Below are 21,311 nucleotides of genomic sequence, written 5' to 3'. Positions count from 1 at the left end.
TAATTCCACCTAATTATAACACATATATTTACACATTAAGACAATTTCAGGGGTTTATTGACTAGGGCTTTGGGGACAGTCCCCCACCACACTAAAGCAAATCCTAATTTATATTTTATTCCATTTTACAACAAAATTATCCATTAAAAAAGCTTACCAATAAATCTATTGGTAAGCGTTCTCTTCCTTTACCTAATCTATATTCATCTTCTAACACCAAAACCAAACCTTAACGAACTAATTCAAAAAAAGAACCCTGCCTCCATTCAGAGACAAGGTTCTAGGTGGATTTCAGGGGGATGACTACATCCTGCCGCCCTAAGGTGAAAGGGTGTTTTTTCTTTAACGACGTGTGATGAGAGTGCGGTATATCAAGGATTTGTTAATTTTTCACTGTAACATTGTGAACCTGAATTTACGTTTTGGACATGAGTGCTTTAGCAAAATGTTAAATTTCATTATAGTAATTTTGCATGAAAAGGTATTTCTTCCTTTGCCATTTATGTTTATTGCAAAATAGAAGTGCAGAGCTTTGCAAAGGAAAAATGCAGAGTCCTGCACTTATTTTATAAGTGCATAAAAAAAGGACTTGTCAGTCACCCCAAGTCCCTCTACTGTTAGGTTGTCGAAGCCATCAGAAGGCGCTGGGGACAGTCCCCCACCACACTAAAGCAAATCCTAAATTATATTTTCTTCCATATTACAACAAATTTATCCATTTAAAAAGCTTACCAATAAATCTATGGTAAGCTTTCTCTTCCTTCGCATAATCTATATTCATCTTTTAACACCGATTCCCCAGACAAGTGATTGCCTTATAAAAATTATGTTTCATTTCCAGTCTATTAGTACTTCGCAAAACAAACTATTTACTCAAAACACCAACACATAAATCTCCTTTTCTTGCTGTATGTGTTGTATACTAATTATTTGCACCATCTTTTAATTTACTCATTGGGTTCCGCACTCTTTGAGATATCTTTATACATACAAAAAAACAAATTACCTTTAGAGGAAAATACATGAAAAACCTACTTACGTTCCTATTTTTATTTATTTTACTAAGCATATATTTTAATGTGCTTCCTATTATTTTTAGTATGGATGATGGCATTCGCTTTGTTCATATAATCTTATTTTTTCCACTAGCTTATTTACTTGCTAAGCAATTTCACTCACGTGGATTAGATATTTACGGCCTTGTTAGGTTTAAAGGATGGGGGAAAAACTTATTACTTGGATTTTTAACTGGATCCATTGCATGGACAGTTTTATTCAGCTTGTACCTTTATTTTAGAAAACTTGAGCTTCAAGGTTTGAAAGACTTTAGTAACAGTATATTTCCTTTATTAGTCGTTCTCTTTGGGTTTGGTACAGGCTCAATAATCAATGACATGATTGTAAGAGGTCTAGTATTCTACCATTTTAAGAATCGTGTTCCTATTTTAGTTTTATTTTCCCTAACACTCATTATCTATGCTTTTGATGACATTTGGTACGCTGGCTTTAGTATACAAAATACGATTTTTTCGCTTGTATTAGGTCTTAGCCTTACATATTCTTTTTATAAAACCAACTCAATATGGGCTAATACAGGGATTCACTTTGGTTTAAACACAATACATGGACTATTTTATGGAGTAACAGGTAAAGCAGGAGATGGAATATTTGTGGTTACACAAAACCAATCAATAGCAAGCTGGGTTGGATGGATTTCAACACTTATTGCATCACTAATGTTTAGTGTTGTACTAATAACAATAAAGTTCTACTCCATAAACAAAAATGATATATGAGACAAATCATAAAAGCTCAATTTTTTTGGCCTTAAGTCAGCTACTCTTCAGTAGATGCTTATTTATTTGGTGGTTAACCTCAAAACCAAACCTTAACGAACTAATTCAAAACAAAGAACCCTGTCTCCATTGAGAGACAAGGTTTTCCTTAGCAAGTAAATCGATTTAACACCCTAAGTTTTGATACTTTATGAACAGTAACCCATTGGTGGAGAAGGTTATTATACTGGCTCAAGTCTTTTGTGAATATTAATGGCTACTTCTTCATTAGAGCTACAAATTGTCTGCTAAACGAAAACCGCTGAACTGCCATCTCATTTCAGGATAGAAAAAGTTTCGGTAAGTCAGGCGAATATGGGACTGTGAAGTAACACAAGAACCACCCCTCATCACCATCTGATTGGCCATGAATTTTGCATTATATTCGCCTAGTGGACCTTCCAAAGGCTTGTTTTTCGGATAAGGAACGTAAGGACTTTGGGTCCATTCCCAATTATCCCCGAACGCTTTATGAAACGTGTGGCTTTCATTATAGAAAGAATGGGGCTGGTAATGTCCGTCTTCCACGAAATGTCCTTCAAGTGAATGTCCCTCCAGAGCATGTTCCCACTCTTGCTCAGTAGGCAGCCGCTTGCCCGCCCATCTTGCGTAGGCATCAGCTTCATAGAAGCTTACATGAGTTACTGGAGCATTTGGATCAACTTCTTTTAAGCCTCCTAATGTATAGTTGTACCACTTTCCATCTTGCTTTATCCAGTACTGAGGGTGGTCCCATTCTTCCTCCTTCACTTTATTCCAGCCATCGGACAACCACCAGTTTGGTACTTCATATCCTTTATCATTGATAAAATCCATGAATTCTCCATTTGTAACGGGACGGTTAGCTAATTGAAAAGGTTCCAGATAAGATTTATGGCGAGGCGTCTCATTATCAAATGAGAACCCATCCCCATTATGTCCGATTTCGACAAGACCACCCTTTACCTCGTGAAAAGATAGCTTTGGTAAATCAGAAGAGTAGACAGAGTTATTTTCTTGAAAAACAGGATGAAGAGGGTTAAAAGAGAAGTTGAATTTAATATCCATCAAAATGAGTTCCTGGTGTTGCTGTTCATGTTGTAATCCGATTTCTACCAGTTGTGCGATATCTTTATTTTCTTCCTGACTTGATAGTAGTTCATTCATATGCTTGTCGACGTAGGCTCGATAATCTAATGTTTCTTTAACCGTTGGACGGGTGATCATCCCTCGTTTGGCTTGGGGGTGGGGAGTGCCAACGGTTTCATAATAAGAATTGAATAAGTAGAGGAACTCTGAGTTGAAATATTGATATCCTGGCACATATTTCTCCAATATAAACTTTTCAAAAAACCAAGTCGTATGAGCTAAATGCCATTTTGTCGGACTGACATGAGTAGCCGCCTGTACGATAAAATCTTCCGTTTGCAGGTTCGATACTAACTTTTCCGTTTGACTTCTTATAGTTTGATAGTCTTTCAATATTTCCCTATTCTCAATAAATTGCAATCGGAATACACTCCTTATACTATAATGAGGGTAAATTATAAAAGAGTATCTTATGAATTTATTAAAAGGATTTTCCCTAAACATTTTTCTGTTAAACTTTTGTTTTAACGTAAAACCTTTTAGTTCTTTGAGTAAACTTGAGTGTCCGAATCGTCTTTTTCTGTCACTTTTGTTTGAAGGGTAGTTTTTTGAACAGCTGTTGTTGTGTTAGTGATCCCCTTAACAGTAGCAATCGCCTGGATAATCATGAAGAATAGAACGGGGAATCCGGCCACAGTAGCCATTTGCTTAACCGCATCCACACCTGTAATTTCTCCTCCCGTGCCTGCAGTAATCGTTAATAAAGCCATCAATCCCATTATGATACCCCAGAAAACTTTCACTCTAGCTGGAGGTTCAGGGTTAAGAATCGTATTTCCAGTTGTTGTCAAAGATGAAACAGTGGTCGTTAATGAGTCAGCTAATGTCGTAAAGGAGATGTAAATGGTAATCAACATCAACCAGCTGATTATCGTTGATAATGGGAAGTGTTCTAAAAAGGCGAAAAGCGATAGCTCAAGGCCTCCTTCTTTATTAATTAGATTCCACAACTGACCATCCTCTTTCCAATCAAAATAGATTGAGGCTCCGCCAAAGGCCCAAAACCAAAGTGCTCCAAATAAGGCAGGCAAGAGCAAGTTGACCACCACAAACTGCCGCATCGTTCTGCCATATGCCAATCTTGCTAAGAACATACCTGTAATAGGTGCGTAGGCAAGCCAGATCGACCAGTTGAAAATCGGCCACCATCTTGGCCATTTCGATCCTTCCATCGCACTCATCCACAAAAACCGTTCAGGCATGTGGGTTAAGAAGTAACCTGTCGCTTGAGTGCCTAAATTAAAGATAAATATGGTTGGGCCAAACACAAATACAAAAACTAATAAAAATAAAAAGACTTTCGTGTTTTGATCGGCTAAAAATTTAATCCCTCTTTTTAATCCTGTATAGCTTGATATTATGTAACTTGCTGTAATTAAAATAACGAGTGATCCCCACATTACGGGCCCAGTAGGTAAACCTGTAAGGTGACTGAGACCGCTTCCGATCTGTAAGACCCCTTCCCCAAGTACAGCTGCCATTCCACCGGCTATTGCAAACATGGTTAAACAATCCACAATTGTGCCAGTTATCCCGAAAGCTCTTTTCCCAATCAATGGATATAAGGTGGAACTAATAGTATAAGGGAGCTTTAAGTTATAGTGGGCATAAGCCACAGCAATCCCCGATAAAACGTAAATAGCATAAGGAGCAAGTGTCCAATGCCTTAAGCTAGTAGAGATGGCAAACACTGCAGCCTGCTCTGTTCCTGCCTTGATTCCTAAAGCCTCAGGTGGGGAACTGAAGTGATTGATGGGTTCTGCTAGCCCCCAAAATAGAATTCCGACCCCTATTCCAGCTGTTAAGGAAATCGCAAACCATGTGTACGTTCTAACAATCGGTTTAGCATCTGCGCCGCCAAATTTAATGGAGCCATACTTAGAGAAACCAAGATACAAACAAAGAAAAATCAAGATAAATACAGTCCAATTGAACAGCCAGCCAAAATTTATAAACGCAAAATCCACGATGCTTGTTTGAACATTGTAAAAACCTGTTGGATAAAAAATACCGATAAGTACCGTTATGAGCAGCAAAACGGACATCGGTAGAAAAACACCCCATCTAATCTTTTTAGATTCCATTATTTTTTAACATCCTTCCTTCCTATTTATTACTCTTTAGCCAAATAAAGATCACCATAAAGTAAATACCCTGACTGTTTATTTATAAACCTGTCATATGATTAAGTAGGAAACGGGTGCTAGGGACTGTCCCCCACCACACTAAAGCAAACATTTTAATTTTTATTGTGTACAAAAAAAAGAACCCTGTCTCCATTCAGAGACAAGGTTCTAGGGGTGAGGGGGGATGACTACATCATTCCGCCCATTCCACCCATGCCGCCCATTCCGCCCATGTCAGGCATTCCGCCTTCGTTTTCGTCAGGCTTGTCAGCGACAACTGCTTCAGTTGTTAGGAACATAGCTGCTACAGATGCAGCGTTTTGAAGAGCTGAACGAGTTACTTTTGTTGGGTCAACGATACCAGCGTCAACCATGTTTACCCAATCGCCAGTTGCAGCGTTGAAGCCGATGCCGATTTCTTCGCCTTTTAGGCGCTCAACGATGATTGAGCCTTCAAGGCCTGCATTGTGTGCGATTTGGCGAACTGGCTCTTCAAGTGCGCGAAGAACGATGTTCACACCTGTGGCTTCGTCACCTTCAGCATCAAGTGAAGCAACTTTGTTGTATACGTTAACTAGCGCCGTACCACCACCGGATACGATACCTTCTTCTACTGCCGCACGAGTTGAGTTCAATGCGTCTTCGATACGAAGTTTGCGCTCTTTCAATTCTGTTTCAGTTGCAGCACCAACTTTGATAACTGCTACGCCGCCTGCAAGCTTTGCAAGACGCTCTTGTAATTTTTCACGGTCGAATTCAGAAGTTGTTTCTTCAAGCTGACCGCGGATTTGGTTAACGCGAGCTGCGATTTTGTCAGCTTCGCCAGCGCCTTCAACGATTGTTGTGTTTTCTTTTGTAACAACAACTTTAGAAGCGCGACCAAGTTGAGTGATATTTGCAGATTTAAGGTCAAGGCCAAGGTCTTCTGTGATTACTTCGCCGCCTGTAAGAACTGCGATATCTTCAAGCATTGCTTTACGACGGTCACCAAAGCCAGGAGCTTTAACAGCAACTGCATTGAATGTACCGCGAAGTTTGTTTACAACTAATGTAGCAAGTGCTTCGCCTTCAACATCTTCAGAGATGATAAGGATAGGCTTGCCTTGTTGTACAACCTGCTCAAGAACAGGAAGAACTTCTTGGATGCTTGAGATTTTCTTATCAGTGATAAGTACGTATGGATCTTCAAGCACTGCTTCCATTTTGTCTTGGTCAGTAACCATGTATGGAGAAGCATAACCACGATCGAATTGCATACCTTCAACAACTTCCATTTCTGTGTTGAAGCCTTTTGATTCTTCGATTGTGATAACGCCGTCGTTACCAACGCGCTCCATAGCTTCTGCGATTAATTGGCCAACTTCATTGTCAGCAGCAGAGATAGAAGCAACCTGTGCGATTGAATCTTTGCCTTCGATTGGCTTTGAAATGTCTTTAAGCTCTTGAGTAGCAACCTCTACAGCTTTCTCAATCCCTTTACGTACGCCCATAGGGTTTGCGCCAGAAGTTACGTTCTTAAGACCTTCACGAATCATTGCTTGTGCAAGAACTGTAGCAGTTGTTGTACCGTCACCAGCTACGTCGTTTGTTTTGCTTGCTACTTCTGCAACAAGCTTCGCACCCATGTTTTCGAATTTATCTTCAAGTTCGATTTCCTTCGCAATTGTTACACCATCGTTTGTGATTAGAGGAGAACCGAATTTCTTCTCAAGTACAACGTTACGACCTTTAGGTCCAAGTGTTACTTTTACTGCGTTTGCAAGAGCATCTACACCACGAAGCATCGAACGGCGAGCTTCTTCACTGAACTTAATATCTTTAGCCATTTACAAGACCTCCTTAGAAATCGTTCCAAGTCATTTTTAAATATCTATAAAAAGAAATTAAATAAAGGGTGATCTACTATGTACCACGACTAGTAGACCTTAACGTTCAAGATCTGTTAGCCAATAACCGCTAATACATCACTTTCACGAAGGATTAGATATTCATTGCCTTCGTATTTTACTTCAGTACCAGCATATTTTGAATAAATGACACGGTCGCCTTCGCTTACTTCAAGTGCGATACGCTCACCATTGTCTGCTACACGGCCTGCACCAACTGCGACTACTTTACCTTCTTGCGGCTTTTCTTTCGCAGAATCCGGAAGTACGATACCGCTTGCAGTCTTCTCTTCAGATTCAACTAACTCAATAACAATACGGTCACCTAAAGGCTTTAACAAGTGAAACACCCTCCTAAAATCTATATTCTTAACTTTTAATTATTAGCACTCGTTCATCATGAGTGCTAACACATTTATTATAATAAATAAATGATGGAATTTTTGCAAGTAGAAAAAGTAAAAAATTCTAGATCTTTATCCACGATTTACGTGTTCTACACAATTGCATCATTTCCTTGATCTCAAATGTTTAAACAGAAGTTATTTAGGTTATGAGTGGGAATGTTTCAGCGTATGAATGAAGTTATGATAAAATATGAGGGACTTTCAATTCTATGTAAAGGAGTCACTTGTTTTGACTAAACAATATTGGTACATCATCTTAACCTATATAATTGTCCAGTTTTCCGGACCGCTCTTCGGTCAAGAATTGTTTGAGTCATTTGGACTCACAAGAGAAAATGCTTTCGTCTGGTGGACAGTTTCCTCATTCGGCACTGGGCTTCTCGTAGTCTTCATGTTACTGCGTGCGATGAAGCAGCCTGTTTTCGAGCAGCGAAACCGCTCATCTGTAACGAAGTCAGCTCTTTGGGCAGTCGGCGGTATCTTCTTAGCCATGTTTGCACAAAATATTGCTGCGCTGATTGAAGTTTATGTGTTTAATGTAGAGCTTGGTTCAGAAAATACAGAAATGCTCTACAAAATTACGAAGATCTCGCCTTTCTTCATTGTCGTTACCTCTGTACTTGGTCCGATTTATGAAGAGATTATCTTCCGGAAGATTTTGTTTGGTGAATTAATGAAGAAAATGAACTTCTGGTTCGCAGCCATTATTAGTTCTATCATATTCGGCGCGATTCATGTCGAGCTTGAACACCTTTTAATCTATTCGTCAATTGGGTTTGTCTTTGCCTTTCTTTATTACAAAACAAGACGAATTTGGGTGCCGATCTTCGCACATGTTACGATGAATACCCTTGTTATTCTGGTCCGATTCATTGATCCAGAGAAGCTTGAAGAATGGGAACGCCAAATGAATGAAGCGCAAGCATTTATTGGAGGATGGTTCCTATGAGAGTGACGCCAATAAGGATGAGTGTCATTTACGGTTTTATGGGTTTTTTGTTTACTTCACTTGCTATTCAAAGTGCCCAGGAAACGGTTTGGAATACGTGGACAATTATCCTTATGCTGATTGCAGCGTATGATTTCTTCATCGCTGTACGTTTTCTAAAACTACAAAAAAGACTCAAAAAAAAGAAGTAAAGGTTTGCCATCCTCGGCAAACCTTTTTTCATTGATCAACTGTTCACATGAAGGGATGACTGGAAATCTCTTATCCTTCATTTCCTTCAATCGGGTAATGCTTTAAGAAATAAATCAACGATTGAAGCTCAACAGAAAGGTCAATATGGTGAATACGAATGCCAGCAGGCACGTGGATTCGGGCTGGAGTGAAATTAAGAATCCCCTTAATTCCTTTCTCGATGAGCCTGTCCGTTATCGTTTGGGCTGCTTGAGCTGGAACGGTCAAGATTGCCACCGATAACTGTTCATTCACTTTTTCTTCCAGGTCGTCTAGATGATAGACTGGAACGCCGCCAATTTCAGTACCAATCTTTTCTTGCGAAATATCAAATGCCATTTCAATTTTTGTATTATTATTTTTAGTAAAATTATAATGTAAAAATGCAGTACCTAAATTTCCTACTCCAATTAAGCAGACGCCTGTCACTTCATCTTGGTCCAATGTCTTGCGAAAGAATGACAACAGATAATTGACATTGTACCCGTACCCCTTTTTTCCTAATGCTCCAAAATACGAGAAATCTCTTCGAATGGTTGCTGAATCGACTTTTACCGCTTCGCTCAGTTCAGCTGAAGACACCCGCTTCTTCCCCGAAGCATGTAAGTTCTTAATGAACCGGTAATAGAGCGGCAGTCTTTTCGCTGTAGCTTGCGGTATTTTATTTTGCTCGAAATTCATCTTGCACCCCCATTGCTTCTTGTTCTGTTATTCGGTGTATTTAGTCTGCTAATGCGAACGCTTCCATTGAAACGTACGAGCAGATATACGCATTCTATCTCTAACCTTACATTAATTTTTTCCTTCTGTCTGTATTCCTTGATAAATTATTTGCCCGCTTCTTACAGAGTACGATACACTAACCTTATTGAAAATGAGGTGAACGGACATGATTTTATTACAAGTAAATGACTTATCGAAATCATTTGGTGCTGATCCTATTTTATCGAATATTAAACTGGAAGTACAATCAAATGATCGCATTGCCCTCGTCGGAAAAAACGGGGCAGGAAAGTCTACATTATTGAAAGTAATTGCCGGACAGCTATCCCACGAAAGCGGCGAAATTATCAAACCGAAGGACTTGTCTGTTGGTTATTTGGAACAGCACACAGGACTAGAGTCTGAGCTGTCGATTTGGGATGAAATGATGACAGTTTTCCAACCGCTTAAGAAAATGGAAAGCCGCCTTCGTGAATTAGAAGTGAAAATGTCTGATCCAGATGCTTTCAAGAACGAAGCAGACTATGAAAAAGTCCTAGGAGAATATGATGCCTTACAGCTTTCCTTCAAAGACAAAGGCGGTTACCAATACGAAGCCGATACACGCAGTGTGCTGCATGGCTTAAACTTTGGTAATTTTGATTACAGTACACCTATTTCCACCCTAAGCGGTGGTCAGAAAACACGCCTTGCACTCGGAAAGCTGCTGCTTACAAAGCCAGATCTGCTCATACTCGATGAGCCGACAAACCATCTCGACATTGAAACGTTGACATGGTTAGAGCAATACTTACAAGGCTACCCTGGAGCATTGCTGATTGTATCGCATGACCGATACTTCTTAGATAAGCTTGTCACTCAAGTATATGAAATTTCCCGCACAAAAAGTACAAAGTACCACGGTAACTACAGTAAATACCTAGAGGAAAAAGCAAGTCGTCTTGAGCGTGAGTGGAAGCAATACGAGAAACAACAAGAAGAAATTGCAAAAACAGAAGCATTTATTCAAAAAAATATTGCCCGTGCTTCCACAACAAAGCGCGCGCAAAGTCGCCGAAAGCAGCTCCAGCGTATGGATCGCATGGGCCGGCCACAAGGCGATGAAAAATCTGCATCCTTCTCATTTGATATTGAGCGGATTAGTGGAAATGACGTCATTAAAGCGAAAGATTTAGCAATCGGATACCCTAATTCCGAAGCACTATCTGAACAAATTACCTTCTTACTCACACGTGGAGAAAGTGCGGCACTTATCGGACCGAACGGAGTCGGTAAGTCAACATTATTGAAGACGATTAATCATATGCTTGAGGCAAAAGCAGGAGACGTGCAGTACGGCTCACATGTAAAGATTAGCTATTATGATCAAGAACAAGCGAATCTTACATCAAACAAACGTGTTCTCGATGAACTGTGGGATGATTATCCACAGAAGAATGAGAAAGAAATTCGCACCGTGCTTGGAAATTTCCTATTCAGCGGTGATGATGTACTGAAGAACGTTCAAGAATTAAGCGGCGGCGAGAAAGCCCGGCTCTCACTCGCTAAATTAATGATGGAAAAGGCAAACTTTCTCATTCTGGATGAGCCGACAAACCATCTTGATTTAGATAGTAAAGAAGTGCTCGAAAACGCATTAATTGATTATCCAGGCACATTGCTGTTCGTTTCCCATGACCGTTATTTTATTAATCGAATCGCCACCCGGGTCCTAGAGCTTTCCGGAGAAGGTATGACAGAATATCTCGGTGATTATGATTACTACCAAGAGAAGAAACAGGAAAAATACGAGCTTGAACAGCTGGAACGAGCAGAAGCACAGAAAGAAAACGCTCATTTATCCACAACCAACGCACAACAGGATAAAAATCAATATGAACAAGACAAACAAGAAAAACGTAAGAAACGACAAACAGAACGACGCATTGCAGAAATTGAGGAAGAAATCGAAGCTTTAGAAACGAAGCTCCAGCAAAATGAAGATGAACTTTGTAAGCCAGAGGTATATGAGGACTATGAGAAATCACAAGAATTAAATACAGAAAATGAGTCCATTCAACAAAAATTAGAAACTTTAATGGAAGAATGGGAAAGTTTGCAGGAAGATGTGTAAAACCCTCGGTATTTGTCACCGAGGGTTCTTTTTTATGGTGGATATGTGAATAAATATTCTGACATATTCACACTATCCACATGCTTATCCACATTGTAAATGCTATATTTACAATAGATTTTAAAGTTATCCTCTTTATCCACAGAATTGTGCTGGTTTATCCACAAACTGTTATTAACATCATAAACATGATGATGTCGAGTTTTGTAGTAGTTTTCCACAAAAACCTTTCCCATGTGCATAAGTTTATCCACACCGCCAAATAAAAAAGGTTGACCCAAATTGAGTCAACCTTTTACCCACTGAAACGTTCCAAGTCGAGACCAGGCACGCCATTTAGAGCTAACGACGCACGTTTTCCTTTTTCATATTCAATTGTGCCAGCAGCAGCGATCATGGCTGCATTATCGGTGCACAGCTTTAACGGAGGGATAATAAGTGGAACATCCATTTGTGAGAACACTTCTTCTAATCTGGCTCTCAGCCCTTTATTCCCAGCTACTCCCCCAGCTACTAATACTTGCTTCACATCGTATTCTTCTGCAGCACGTGCAGTCTTCGTCACTAACACATCAACTACGCTCTCTTGAAAGCTGGCTGCAATGTCTTCTGGCCGCAACGTGTCATTTCGCTGCTTCGCATTATGAAGCGTATTAATAACAGACGATTTTAAACCACTGAAGCTAAAATCATATGAATCCTTTTCAAGCCAAGCACGCGGAAAGTCAATCGTTACCTCTCCAACTTGAGCTAATCTGTCGATCTCAGGACCACCTGGATAAGGCAAGTTCAACGTACGCGCGACTTTATCATAGGCTTCGCCTGCAGCGTCATCTCTTGTCTCCCCAATCACTTCATAATGGCCATGTTCTTTCATATAGACAAGCTCTGTATGACCACCTGAGACGACAAGTGAAAGCAATGGAAATACCATTTCTTCAACAAAGCGATTCGCATAAATATGACCGGCAATATGATGCACAGGTACAAGCGGAATACCGTGAGCAAAAGCCATTGCCTTCGCTGCATTCACGCCTGTTAATAAGGCACCGACAAGTCCAGGCCCCTCTGTAACTGCAATCGCATCAATATCTTCAAATGTCATTTCCGCTTTATTAAGCGCCTCTTCGAAAACCAGCGTTAATTGTTCTACATGGTGACGAGATGCGACTTCAGGTACGACTCCGCCAAATCGTTTATGACTTTCAATTTGAGAAGCCACGACATTCGATAGAATTTCTCGCCCGTTGCGTACAATTGCCGCAGCTGTTTCATCACAGCTTGTTTCAATCCCTAATACAATTACATCTTTTTCATTCATTTAAGTTTCACCCACATTACTAATGCATCCTCTTGATTATCAGCATAATAGTTTTTCCGTATACCGCCAGCTTCAAAGCCGAGCTTTCGATACAGATTTTGTGCCACATAATTTGAGACACGGACTTCTAAGCTAAGTGTGGCAGCACCTAATGCGACCGCAAAGTCCATTGCCTGTCTCATTAACTTCTCCCCATATTTGTTTCCACGCTCTTCAGGCAAAATCGCCACATTTGTAATATGTGCTTCATCAATTATTATCCATATTCCACAATACCCGATCACCTCTTCATCTTTCTCAAGAAGAAGATAATGTGCAAATTGGTTATGAACAACCTCATTATAGAAGGCATCTTTACTCCACGGAATGGGAAAGGATGCTTCTTCCACTTTCATTACGTCATCAACATCCTGCTCTTTCATAAGTCGAAAAGAAATGACTTGCTGCTTTTCCATTATGGTCACCTTAATTCTTCTGTGCTTTAAGCCAATTAGCTTCTGCTTCTGCCAGCCTTAAGTAGTTTGGTACGAAGCCATGTATATTTTCAGCTTCCTTATTAAGCCCTGTATACGCCAATTCAGATGGTCGAGGGTTGTATTGCGGCATCTGTGGTAATTCAGCAGCATCCTCTAATTCCGACACAATTGTTTCACGATGCAATGCCACATCATTTCCTAGAAAAAGAATCGGTTCCTCTAACTTCTTCAGTTCCTTCACCCAATCAGCTAGAATCACCATCTTCTCTTCCATAACCTTTGTTAACTGACCATCTTTCCACTCATACAACCCTGTAAAAACTTGCCCTCTTCTCGCATCAAAGATCGGCGCAATTTTTCCATTGAAGTACCTGCCGTTATAAGCAAGCGCTTCAAGTCCAGACACACCTACTAACGGGATATTCAATGACCAAGCTAACGTTTTCGCCACTGTCACACCGATTCTGACGCCAGTATAAGAGCCAGGCCCATTCGCCACGACAATCTTGTCCAACTCTTTCGGCTTTATATTGGTTTCTTCTAATAAGCGTTGCACTGAAGGCATGAGGCGTACCGAATGATTTTTTTTAATATTTGTAATGTACTCTCCAGCTACTTTGTCACCATCGAGTACGGCAATACCCATAACATCATTTGACGTATCAATTGCTAACACTTTCATCACTGCATTAACTCCTTACAAACTTGGACGTAACGCTCTCCATGAGGTTTACATGTAATTTTCCGCTGATCATCTCCTGTATGATGAACAACAATTTCTAAATACTGCTCAGGTAACTCATCTGCAATAAACTGAGCCCATTCCACAACTGTTACCCCTTCACCAAAGAAATATTCCTCAAAGCCCAAATCTTCATCACTGTTCTCAAGCCGATAGACATCCATATGATAAAATGGCATTCTTCCTTGGTATTCTTTGATAATTGTAAAGGTCGGGCTGTTGACTGTTCGTTTCACGCCAAGCCCTTTCGCAAGCCCTTTGGTAAAAGTCGTCTTACCTGCACCTAAATCGCCTTCAAGTGTCAAGACGTCCCCTGGCAAAAGAAGCGCTGCTAACCGTTCTGCTATTTGTTTTGTTTCTTCTGGCGAAGTTGTTTCAAATTCATATATCTCCACGTTAATCACCTATGTTCTATTGTTGAAAGCACTATCTATTATACCCGAAAGACTCCCATTGTTCGAATGGTATAAAAAAACCTTAGGACAAAGACCTAAGGATACAATCGTTATTTCTATTATAAAAGAAGTAAAAGCTAAATGGAAATCAGTTTTCAGACATAAAAAAAACGAAACATCTGGTTTCGTAAGTTCTGTAGGTCATGAAATTTAATTTGGGTTCATTAGCTAGGAAGTATTTCGACTTAGTTAATGAAAATAATTTGGTTGCGGGGGCAGGATTTGAACCTACGACCTTTGGGTTATGAGCCCAACGAGCTACCAGACTGCTCCACCCCGCGACGATAAGAAAGTATATTATTTAAGACACTGATGTTTGAGTTCCAATCAATGTCTTCTTACTGACATATATAAATATACCATAGAATCGAAGGAGACGCAAGGCCTCCTCGAAATTATTTTTACCATTTATTTGGATTATCATTTTGCCGCTTGTAATAGCGCCTGTTCGATTTCTTCGATAATATCTGCACTATCTTCTAACCCAACCGAAATTCGAATAAGCCCTTTTGTAATTCCTAGTTCTTTCTGCAAATCTTCTGGCAAACTCCGATGAGAAGTACCAAGAGGATAAGAAATACTCGTTTCACATCCTGCAAGTGATGGAACAATCTTAATCCAAGTTAAATTTTCAAAAAATGCTTCCACATTGCATTTTTCTGTCATATCAACCGTAACAATTGCCCCATTTCCTTTTTCCGAAACAAATTCAGGGTAAAAGACTTTGCTAACGAGATGGTTTTTTCTTAATCTGTCAGCAAGCTTTTGGGCGTTCTTCACATGTCGCTCCATCCGAACAGATAAGGTTTTTAATCCTCTGCATCCTAGCCATGCTTCAAATGGGCTTAAGTTTGCTCCAAGGTTTGAAACTTTTTGTTTCGCTTTTTGCACTAATTCCTCATCACCAACTAATACACCAGCTGTTACATCACTATGTCCGCCAATATACTTTGTTGCGCTATGTACAACTAAATCTACGCCTTTTTCATAAGGTTGAGATAAGTAAGGTGTAGCAAATGTATTGTCAATCATAACCTTTACATTATATGCTTTCGCTATGCTTATTAAACCATCAATATTTTCTACTCTAAGAAAAGGATTTGTGACAGACTCAGAATAAATGAGCTTTGTATTAGCTTGAATAGCACTCTTCACGTTCTCGTGGTTTGCAAACGATACAAATGAGACCTCAATTCCAAACGTCTTAAGCTCTTCGGCCAGCAGCTGATATGTTCCACCATAAAGGTCAGTAGGCGCTACAATATGATCACCATTCGAAACGACTGCTAATAACCCTGAAAGAATCGCAGCCATACCTGAAGCTGCAGCCAATCCTGCTGGAGCATTTTCTAATTTTGCAACACTTGCTGCTAAATCATTCACATTTGGATTTCCCATTCGAGAATAAAGATAGTCCTTCTCACCACTAAAATAACCTTCCAAATCATCTAAGTTTTCAAAAGCAAAAACAGACGTTTGATAAATAGGCTTTGTTTTACTTACACTTTTCACATCAACATTCTCACCAGAATGCACTGTTTTCGTATCAAAATGTTTCGACAATTCATAGCACTCCTTATTTCAATAAATAGCAACAACCAACTTATTTGTGGTTGTCTCAATACCTCACTATTTAACTAACTTTAAATAATATATAAAAAAAGCTCAACACCTAATTGTATTAGATGCTGAGCTTTTTGCCTGGCGGCGTCCTACTCTCACAGGGGAAGAACCCCAACTACCATCGGCGCTGAAGAGCTTAACTTCCGTGTTCGGTATGGGAACGGGTGTGACCTCTTCGCTGTTGCCACCAGACTATTTAATTGAGGTTTGTTCCCTCAAAACTAGATAACACGTGAAACAGAAGTGTGCAGTGCATGTATGATGCACGCTGGTTGTCTTGCATTTCCAATTAAATTGGTTAAGTCCTCGATCGATTAGTATTCGTCAGCTGCACGTGTCGCCACGCTTCCACCCCGAACCTATCTACCTCATCATCTCTGAGGGATCTTACTAGCTTGACGCTATGGGAAATCTCATCTTGAGGGGGGCTTCATGCTTAGATGCTTTCAGCACTTATCCCGTCCACACGTAGCTACCCAGCGATGCTCCTGGCGGAACAACTGGTACACCAGCGGTGTGTCCATCCCGGTCCTCTCGTACTAAGGACAGCTCCTCTCAAATTTCCTGCGCCCACGACGGATAGGGACCGAACTGTCTCACGACGTTCTGAACCCAGCTCGCGTACCGCTTTAATGGGCGAACAGCCCAACCCTTGGGACCGACTACAGCCCCAGGATGCGATGAGCCGACATCGAGGTGCCAAACCTCCCCGTCGATGTGGACTCTTGGGGGAGATAAGCCTGTTATCCCCGGGGTAGCTTTTATCCGTTGAGCGATGGCCCTTCCATGCGGAACCACCGGATCACTAAGCCCGACTTTCGTCCCTGCTCGACTTGTAGGTCTCGCAGTCAAGCTCCCTTGTGCCTTTACACTCTGCGAATGATTTCCAACCATTCTGAGGGAACCTTTGGGCGCCTCCGTTACCTTTTGGGAGGCGACCGCCCCAGTCAAACTGCCTACCTGACACTGTCTCCGAGCCGGATAACGGCTCAGGGTTAGAATTTCAATACAGCAAGGGCAGTATCCCACCAGCGCCTCCACGTAAGCTGGCGCTCACGCTTCCAAGGCTCCTGCCTATCCTGTACAAGCTGTACCAAAATTCAATATCAGGCTGCAGTAAAGCTCCACGGGGTCTTTCCGTCCTGTCGCGGGTAATGCGCATCTTCACGCATAGTATAATTTCACCGGGTCTCTGGTTGAGACAGTGCCCAAGTCGTTGCACCTTTCGTGCGGGTCGGAACTTACCCGACAAGGAATTTCGCTACCTTAGGACCGTTATAGTTAGGCCGCCGTTTACTGGGGCTTCGATTCAGAGCTTCTCCGTGAGGATAACCCCTCCTCTTAACCTTCCAGCACCGGGCAGGTGTCAGCCCCTATACTTCGCCTTGCGGCTTCGCAGAGACCTGTGTTTTTGCTAAACAGTCGCTTGGGCCTATTCACTGCGGCTCTTCGGGGCTATAAACCCCAAAGAGCACCCCTTCTCCCGAAGTTACGGGGTCATTTTGCCGAGTTCCTTAACCAGAGTTTTCCCGCTCATCTTAGGATTCTCTCCTCGCCTACCTGTGTCGGTTTGCGGTACGGGCACCTCTCACCTCGCTAGAGGCTTTTCTTGGCAGTGTAGGATCAGGGACTTCGGTACTAAAATTTCCCTCGCCATCACCGCTCAGCCTTATGACAACGGGATTTGCCTCGTTGTCAGCCTAACGGCTTGGACACGCACATCCAGTGGCGTGCTCACCCTACCTTCCTGCGTCCCCCATTGCTCAAATGGTGAGGAGGTGTACAGGAATTTCAACCTGTTGGCCATCGCCTACGCCTTTCGGCCTCGGCTTAGGTCCCGACTAACCCTGAGCGGACGAGCCTTCCTCAGGAAACCTTAGGCTTTCGATGGACAAGATTCTCACTTGTCTTTTCGCTACTCATACCGGCATTCTCACTTCTAAGTACTCCACCAGTCCTTACGGTCTGGCTTCAAAGCGCTTAGAACGCTCCCCTACCATGTTCCAACGGAACATCCACAGCTTCGGTGATACGTTTAGCCCCGGTATATTTTCGGCGCAGAGTCACTCGACCAGTGAGCTATTACGCACTCTTTAAATGGTGGCTGCTTCTAAGCCAACATCCTGGTTGTCTGGGCAACTCCACATCCTTTTCCACTTAACGTATACTTAGGGACCTTAGCTGGTGGTCTGGGCTGTTTCCCTCTCGACTACGGACCTTATCACTCGCAGTCTGACTCCCAAGGATAAGTCATTGGCATTCGGAGTTTGACTGAACTCGGTAACCCGTTGGGGGCCCCTCATCCAATCAGTGCTCTACCTCCAAGACTCTTCCCTTGAGGCTAGCCCTAAAGCTATTTCGGGGAGAACCAGCTATCTCCGAGTTCGATTGGCATTTCACCCCTACCCACACCTCATCCCCGCACTTTTCAACGTGCGTGGGTTCGGGCCTCCATTCAGTGTTACCTGAACTTCACCCTGGACATGGGTAGATCACTCGGTTTCGGGTCTACGACCACGTACTATATCGCCCTATTCAGACTCGCTTTCGCTGCGGCTCCGTCTTTCCGACTTAACCTTGCACGAGATCGTAACTCGCCGGTTCATTCTACAAAAGGCACGCCGTCACCCGTTAATGGGCTCCGACTACTTGTAGGCACACGGTTTCAGGATCTTTTCACTCCCCGTCAGGGGTGCTTTTCACCTTTCCCTCACGGTACTGGTTCACTATCGGTCACTAGGGAGTATTTAGCCTTGGGAGATGGTCCTCCCTGCTTCCGACGGAATTTCACGTGTTCCGCCGTACTCAGGATCCGCTCCGGAGAGAACAGGATTTCAGCTACAGGGCTGTTACCTTCTGTGGCCGGCCTTTCCAGGCCGCTTCACTTATCCTGTTCCTTTGTAACTCCATGTGGAACGTCCTACAACCCCAAGAGGCAAGCCTCTTGGTTTGGGCTGTTTCCGTTTCGCTCGCCGCTACTCGGGAAATCGCGTTTGCTTTCTCTTCCTCCGGGTACTTAGATGTTTCAGTTCCCCGGGTCTGCCTTCATCACCCTATGGATTCAGATGATGATACTGCCCCATTACGGACAGTGGGTTTCCCCATTCGGAAATCTCCGGGTCAACGCTTACTTACAGCTCGCCGAAGCATATCGATGTTAGTCTCGTCCTTCATCGGCTCCTAGTGCCAAGGCATCCACCGTGCGCCCTTTCTAACTTAACCATTGATGAGCATCATACATAAACGCATTTGCACATACCCTTTAAATCGGTTTAATTTAAAAAGGAATCTTTACTTCTGTTTCGGTTATCTAGTTTTCAAGGAACAAACATTGATTGAGAGAATGCTCTCTCAAAACTGAACAAAATGAAACATGCTTAATCGTTTTGCACCGTTGGTGCATATAAAATCCTTAGAAAGGAGGTGATCCAGCCGCACCTTCCGATACGGCTACCTTGTTACGACTTCACCCCAATCATTTGTCCCACCTTCGGCGGCTGGCTCCAAAGGTTACCCCACCGACTTCGGGTGTTACAAACTCTCGTGGTGTGACGGGCGGTGTGTACAAGGCCCGGGAACGTATTCACCGCGGCATGCTGATCCGCGATTACTAGCGATTCCGGCTTCATGCAGGCGAGTTGCAGCCTGCAATCCGAACTGAGAATGGCTTTATGGGATTGGCTCCACCTCGCGGTCTTGCTTCCCTTTGTACCATCCATTGTAGCACGTGTGTAGCCCAGGTCATAAGGGGCATGATGATTTGACGTCATCCCCACCTTCCTCCGGTTTGTCACCGGCAGTCTCCTTAGAGTGCCCAACTAAATGCTGGCAACTAAGGACAAGGGTTGCGCTCGTTGCGGGACTTAACCCAACATCTCACGACACGAGCTGACGACAACCATGCACCACCTGTCACTCTGCCCCCGAAGGGGAGCCCTGTCTCCAGGGTGGTCAGAGGATGTCAAGACCTGGTAAGGTTCTTCGCGTTGCTTCGAATTAAACCACATGCTCCACCGCTTGTGCGGGCCCCCGTCAATTCCTTTGAGTTTCAACCTTGCGGTCGTACTCCCCAGGCGGAGTGCTTAATGCGTTAACTTCAGCACTAAGGGGCGGAAACCCCCTAACACTTAGCACTCATCGTTTACGGCGTGGACTACCAGGGTATCTAATCCTGTTTGCTCCCCACGCTTTCGCGCCTCAGCGTCAGTTACAGACCAGAGAGTCGCCTTCGCCACTGGTGTTCCTCCACATATCTACGCATTTCACCGCTACACGTGGAATTCCTCTCCTCTTCTGCACTCAAGTTCCCCAGTTTCCAATGACCCTCCGTGGTTGAGCCACGGGCTTTCACATCAGACTTAAGAAACCGCCTGCGCGCGCTTTACGCCCAATAATTCCGGACAACGCTTGCCACCTACGTATTACCGCGGCTGCTGGCACGTAGTTAGCCGTGGCTTTCTGGTTAGGTACCGTCAAGGTGCCGGCAGTTACTCCGGCACTTGTTCTTCCCTAACAACAGAACTTTACGACCCGAAGGCCTTCATCGTTCACGCGGCGTTGCACCGTCAGACTTTCGTCCATTGCGGATGATTCCCTACTGCTGCCTCCCGTAGGAGTCTGGGCCGTGTCTCAGTCCCAGTGTGGCCGATCACCCTCTCAGGTCGGCTACGCATCGTTGTCTTGGTAGGCCGTTACCCCACCAACTAACTAATGCGCCGCGGGCCCATCTGTAAGTGACAGCAAAACCGTCTTTTACAAGCGAACCATGCGGTTCACTTGATTATCCGGTATTAGCCCCGGTTTCCCGGAGTTATCCCAGTCTTACAGGCAGGTTGCCCACGTGTTACTCACCCGTCCGCCGCTGAATCCAGGGAGCAAGCTCCCCTTCATCCGCTCGACTTGCATGTATTAGGCACGCCGCCAGCGTTCGTCCTGAGCCAGGATCAAACTCTCCGATAAGCTTCCAAATGGAAGTTCGAAAAAAATTTGAAACTTGCTCGTTAAGCATGTTCATTTTGTCCAGTTTTCAAAGAACATTTAAAACGAGAGTGGGCCTGAGTGGACTCGAACCACCGACCTCACGCTTATCAGGCGTGCGCTCTAACCAGCTGAGCTACAGGCCCGTTTTGGAGCGGGTGATGGGAATCGAACCCACGACATCAGCTTGGAAGGCTGAGGTTTTACCACTAAACTACACCCGCACAAAAATTGGAATGGTCGGGAAGACAGGATTCGAACCTGCGACCCCATGGTCCCAAACCATGTGCTCTACCAAGCTGAGCTACTTCCCGTTTAT

General features: G+C 43.0%; 14 protein-coding genes, 4 tRNA genes and 3 rRNA genes. 4 read left to right on the top strand and 17 right to left on the bottom strand.

The window, feature by feature from the left end:
- The first annotated feature begins 1,022 nt into the window (after positions 1 to 1,022).
- The gene (locus LC040_18190) at positions 1,023 to 1,796 is read left to right on the top strand and encodes a CPBP family intramembrane metalloprotease (GenBank protein ID WLR51079.1); all 774 of its coding nucleotides are present in this window, start codon (positions 1,023 to 1,025) and stop codon (positions 1,794 to 1,796) included.
- A 273-nt stretch (positions 1,797 to 2,069) separates the two neighbouring features.
- Here the strand turns inward: LC040_18190 and egtB are convergent, their stop codons facing one another.
- The 4 genes from egtB to groES all read right to left on the bottom strand — a co-directional run bounded on the left by egtB (position 2,070) and on the right by groES (position 7,316).
- On the bottom strand, positions 2,070 to 3,323 hold the full coding sequence (gene egtB, locus LC040_18185) for an ergothioneine biosynthesis protein EgtB (GenBank protein ID WLR51078.1): 1,254 nt from the start codon (positions 3,321 to 3,323) through the stop codon (positions 2,070 to 2,072).
- A gap of 119 nt (positions 3,324 to 3,442) precedes the next feature.
- A complete protein-coding gene (locus tag LC040_18180) occupies positions 3,443 to 5,047 on the bottom strand; it encodes a BCCT family transporter (protein WLR51077.1) in 1,605 nt (534 codons plus the stop codon).
- Between the two features lie 230 nt (positions 5,048 to 5,277).
- Positions 5,278 to 6,915 (bottom strand): chaperonin GroEL, encoded by a 1,638-nt coding sequence (gene groL, locus LC040_18175; GenBank protein WLR51076.1) that lies wholly within the window; start codon positions 6,913 to 6,915, stop codon positions 5,278 to 5,280.
- Between the two features lie 116 nt (positions 6,916 to 7,031).
- Positions 7,032 to 7,316, bottom strand: a complete 285-nt coding sequence (gene groES, locus LC040_18170; protein WLR51075.1) for a co-chaperone GroES — start codon at positions 7,314 to 7,316, stop codon at positions 7,032 to 7,034.
- Between the two features lie 295 nt (positions 7,317 to 7,611).
- Between groES and LC040_18165 the strand changes: the two genes are divergently transcribed.
- Positions 7,612 to 8,331 (top strand): type II CAAX endopeptidase family protein, encoded by a 720-nt coding sequence (locus LC040_18165; protein ID WLR51074.1) that lies wholly within the window; start codon positions 7,612 to 7,614, stop codon positions 8,329 to 8,331.
- Positions 8,328 to 8,522, top strand: coding sequence for a YdiK family protein (locus tag LC040_18160; GenBank protein ID WLR51073.1), 195 nt, complete (start codon positions 8,328 to 8,330; stop codon positions 8,520 to 8,522). The genes LC040_18165 and LC040_18160 overlap by 4 nt, the downstream gene beginning before the upstream one ends.
- Before the next feature lie 70 nt (positions 8,523 to 8,592).
- On the opposite strand, the gene LC040_18155 is transcribed toward LC040_18160, so the two are convergent.
- A complete protein-coding gene (locus tag LC040_18155; protein WLR51072.1) occupies positions 8,593 to 9,243 on the bottom strand; it encodes a redox-sensing transcriptional repressor Rex in 651 nt (216 codons plus the stop codon).
- Positions 9,244 to 9,451: 208 nt separating this feature from the next.
- On the opposite strand from LC040_18155, the gene LC040_18150 reads away from it, so the two are divergent.
- Positions 9,452 to 11,398, top strand: a complete 1,947-nt coding sequence (locus tag LC040_18150; GenBank protein WLR51071.1) for an ABC-F family ATP-binding cassette domain-containing protein — start codon at positions 9,452 to 9,454, stop codon at positions 11,396 to 11,398.
- Positions 11,399 to 11,693: 295 nt separating this feature from the next.
- Here LC040_18150 and tsaD read toward each other — a convergent pair whose 3' ends face one another.
- The 12 genes from tsaD to LC040_18090 form a co-directional block, all read right to left on the bottom strand.
- Positions 11,694 to 12,719, bottom strand: coding sequence for a tRNA (adenosine(37)-N6)-threonylcarbamoyltransferase complex transferase subunit TsaD (gene tsaD, locus LC040_18145; GenBank protein WLR51070.1), 1,026 nt, complete (start codon positions 12,717 to 12,719; stop codon positions 11,694 to 11,696).
- On the bottom strand, positions 12,716 to 13,174 hold the full coding sequence (rimI, locus tag LC040_18140) for a ribosomal protein S18-alanine N-acetyltransferase (GenBank protein WLR51069.1): 459 nt from the start codon (positions 13,172 to 13,174) through the stop codon (positions 12,716 to 12,718). The genes tsaD and rimI overlap by 4 nt, the downstream gene beginning before the upstream one ends.
- Before the next feature lie 10 nt (positions 13,175 to 13,184).
- Entirely contained in the window at positions 13,185 to 13,877 is a 693-nt protein-coding gene (gene tsaB, locus LC040_18135) for a tRNA (adenosine(37)-N6)-threonylcarbamoyltransferase complex dimerization subunit type 1 TsaB (GenBank protein WLR53333.1), read from the bottom strand.
- Positions 13,877 to 14,332: a tRNA (adenosine(37)-N6)-threonylcarbamoyltransferase complex ATPase subunit type 1 TsaE gene (gene tsaE / locus LC040_18130; GenBank protein WLR51068.1), complete on the bottom strand. Its 456-nt coding sequence runs from the start codon at positions 14,330 to 14,332 to the stop codon at positions 13,877 to 13,879. Before tsaE ends, tsaB begins: the two co-directional genes overlap by 1 nt.
- Before the next feature lie 264 nt (positions 14,333 to 14,596).
- Positions 14,597 to 14,673, bottom strand: a tRNA-Met gene (locus tag LC040_18125).
- Between the two features lie 139 nt (positions 14,674 to 14,812).
- Positions 14,813 to 15,955 (bottom strand): aminotransferase class I/II-fold pyridoxal phosphate-dependent enzyme, encoded by a 1,143-nt coding sequence (locus LC040_18120; GenBank protein ID WLR51067.1) that lies wholly within the window; start codon positions 15,953 to 15,955, stop codon positions 14,813 to 14,815.
- A 136-nt stretch (positions 15,956 to 16,091) separates the two neighbouring features.
- A 5S ribosomal RNA gene (gene rrf, locus LC040_18115) occupies positions 16,092 to 16,207 on the bottom strand.
- Between the two features lie 102 nt (positions 16,208 to 16,309).
- A 23S ribosomal RNA gene (locus LC040_18110) occupies positions 16,310 to 19,237 on the bottom strand.
- Between the two features lie 194 nt (positions 19,238 to 19,431).
- Positions 19,432 to 20,974: ribosomal RNA gene (locus LC040_18105) — 16S ribosomal RNA — on the bottom strand.
- Together the 16S, 23S and 5S rRNA genes with 3 tRNA genes alongside form the textbook arrangement of a ribosomal RNA operon.
- Before the next feature lie 90 nt (positions 20,975 to 21,064).
- Positions 21,065 to 21,138: transfer RNA gene (locus LC040_18100), tRNA-Ile, on the bottom strand.
- Between the two features lie 4 nt (positions 21,139 to 21,142).
- Positions 21,143 to 21,216: transfer RNA gene (locus LC040_18095), tRNA-Gly, on the bottom strand.
- Positions 21,217 to 21,229: 13 nt separating this feature from the next.
- Positions 21,230 to 21,306: transfer RNA gene (locus LC040_18090), tRNA-Pro, on the bottom strand.
- Positions 21,307 to 21,311: the final 5 nt, after the last annotated feature.

Source organism: Bacillus tianshenii, assembly GCA_020524525.2.
Taxonomy (GTDB): Bacteria; Bacillota; Bacilli; order Bacillales; family Bacillaceae_N; genus Bacillus_AV.
Note: the sequence above shows the minus strand (reverse complement) of the source record. Positions and strands in the feature narration are given on the sequence as shown.

Coding starts and splice junctions, on each gene's coding strand:
- LC040_18190 (WLR51079.1), top strand. CDS start 1,023: ATGAAAAACCTACTTACGTTCCTATTTTTATTTATTTTACTAAGCATA.
- LC040_18180 (WLR51077.1), bottom strand. CDS start 5,047: ATGGAATCTAAAAAGATTAGATGGGGTGTTTTTCTACCGATGTCCGTT.
- groL (WLR51076.1), bottom strand. CDS start 6,915: ATGGCTAAAGATATTAAGTTCAGTGAAGAAGCTCGCCGTTCGATGCTT.
- LC040_18160 (WLR51073.1), top strand. CDS start 8,328: ATGAGAGTGACGCCAATAAGGATGAGTGTCATTTACGGTTTTATGGGT.
- LC040_18155 (WLR51072.1), bottom strand. CDS start 9,243: ATGAATTTCGAGCAAAATAAAATACCGCAAGCTACAGCGAAAAGACTG.
- LC040_18150 (WLR51071.1), top strand. CDS start 9,452: ATGATTTTATTACAAGTAAATGACTTATCGAAATCATTTGGTGCTGAT.
- tsaD (WLR51070.1), bottom strand. CDS start 12,719: ATGAATGAAAAAGATGTAATTGTATTAGGGATTGAAACAAGCTGTGAT.
- rimI (WLR51069.1), bottom strand. CDS start 13,174: ATGGAAAAGCAGCAAGTCATTTCTTTTCGACTTATGAAAGAGCAGGAT.
- tsaB (WLR53333.1), bottom strand. CDS start 13,877: ATGAAAGTGTTAGCAATTGATACGTCAAATGATGTTATGGGTATTGCC.